Source organism: Vibrio sp. 704 (assembly GCF_033339295.1).
In genome coordinates this window covers 1-1,733 of the sequence record NZ_JAWOUH010000057.1, presented here as the reverse complement: position 1 = coordinate 1,733, position 1,733 = coordinate 1, and the positions used below count along the sequence as shown (strand labels likewise).

The window sequence follows — 1,733 nt, the reverse complement described above, 5'->3', positions numbered from 1 at the left end:
TTTGCGTTGATAGTTTTTCTGCGCTTCGGTGAGCTGCGCTTCCGCTCGGGCTACGCGTGCCGATGCAGCAGCAATGTCTTCTGGGCGTTCACCATTGGTCAATTTAAGCAAATACGCTCCCGCTTTGGCTTGCTCGGCAACGGCGTGCGCAAGAACGGCTTGTTGATTCTTGGTATCGAGCTGAACCAACACTTCCCCTTCACTCACCAAGCTGCCTTCTTTGACAGGAAGGGCTCTAATTATCTCGTTAGATGTGGCGGTAAACGTTACGCGGTCACGTTCTAAGGTGCCAAGCGCTTGGTGCGTGTTATCTTTCGAACAGGCGCTTAAAAGGGCAATAATCAATGTGCCAAAAATGATTCGCTTCATAGTGCGGTGCTTCCTTTGAAGAAGTAATGCATGAATAGATAACTTGCGAACGGGAGCGTGTTGATTGAGCCCGCTAACCCGTCGCTAACCGCCATCCATAACGATTTCTTTTTAGAGCTTAGCATTTTATCTACAAGCGATTCTTTTTAAATAGAGAGGCTTAGCGTTGGAAGAGGGCTATGAAGGCCTCAATTTAAAGAACCTTGACCAAGCTCCGGTTTTTATCGGCAAATGACATTAAAAAAGCCCAGCGATGAGCGCTGGGCTTGAATAGATAAGAATGACGTGAGTGACTATGCAGTTTTGAATTGACCGACGATCTCTTGTAGACCTACCGCCAGCTCACTTAAATCGCGACATGCAATTGCTGGTTGGCGTGAACCTGTCGCCACTTCGCTAGAGAACTGGTTGATGTGTTCCACGTTACGATGCAGCTCTTCTGTTACCGAGCTTTGCTCGCTGCAAGCACTCGCAATTTGAATGCTCATTTCAGCAATGTTATCTGCGCCTTTTTCGATTTGGTCGATGGTTGCACCGGCTTTTTGTGCTTGCTCAACGCACTCTTGAATCAAATCGCTGCTGTTGTTCGTTGCTGAAACGGCACTCTTCGAACAATTTTGCAGTTTAGAGATGATCGTGATGATCTCTTCGGTTGAAGCTTGAGTGCGGCTTGCTAGCGTTCTCACTTCATCCGCTACGACGGCAAAACCACGGCCTTGTTCACCAGCGCGCGCAGCTTCAATGGCAGCGTTAAGCGCAAGCAAGTTGGTTTGTTCCGCGATGTCTTGGATAACGTCAACCACAACGCTAATGTTAGACGCATCTTGTTCCAGTTCTGTCACCATGTTGCCAACAGATTGAATCGCCAATGACGCTTCGTGGATTTGGTTAATACATTCTTGAACGACACCGCGGCCTTCTTTCGCATCGTGAGAAGCACTGTTTGCCGTTTCTGACGCGGCTTCGGTGTTGCTGGCGACTTCATTTACTGTCGCTTGCATCTCGTTCATTGCTGTTGCGATAAGGTTTAGCTGAACTTGTTGTTCATCCATGCCGGTTGAAGTCTGTTCGGAAATCGCGCTCACTTCTTCAATGGCGGTGCCTACTTGAGCTGTGGTTGACGAGATACTGTCGACCAAAGTAAGCAACTTCGCTTGCATATCAACGCAGGCATCTGCCAAGGTGCCAAGCTCATCATGACCAATTTTGTTACGTGGAAGCTGGTAAGTTAGATCGCCTGACGCGATTTTTGATGCCATGTTTACCACGTAATTTAGTGGTGTGCAGATCTGTTTGGTTAGGAATAGGCCTAGCGTAAAACTCAATGCCAATAGCGCGACGATAGCAATAACGCTGTAGGTGAT

Annotated in this window: 2 protein-coding genes; both read right to left on the bottom strand. The window is 48.0% G+C overall.

What is annotated here, in order from left to right; all coding sequences use genetic code 11:
• Positions 1-369 (bottom strand): lipoprotein (locus tag R7R24_RS24360; RefSeq protein ID WP_318119678.1); only part of this gene is annotated, 369 nt, incomplete at its 3' end.
• Between the two features lie 293 nt (positions 370-662).
• Positions 663-1,733: methyl-accepting chemotaxis protein (locus R7R24_RS24355; RefSeq protein ID WP_318119677.1), on the bottom strand; the 1,071-nt coding region annotated here is incomplete at its 5' end.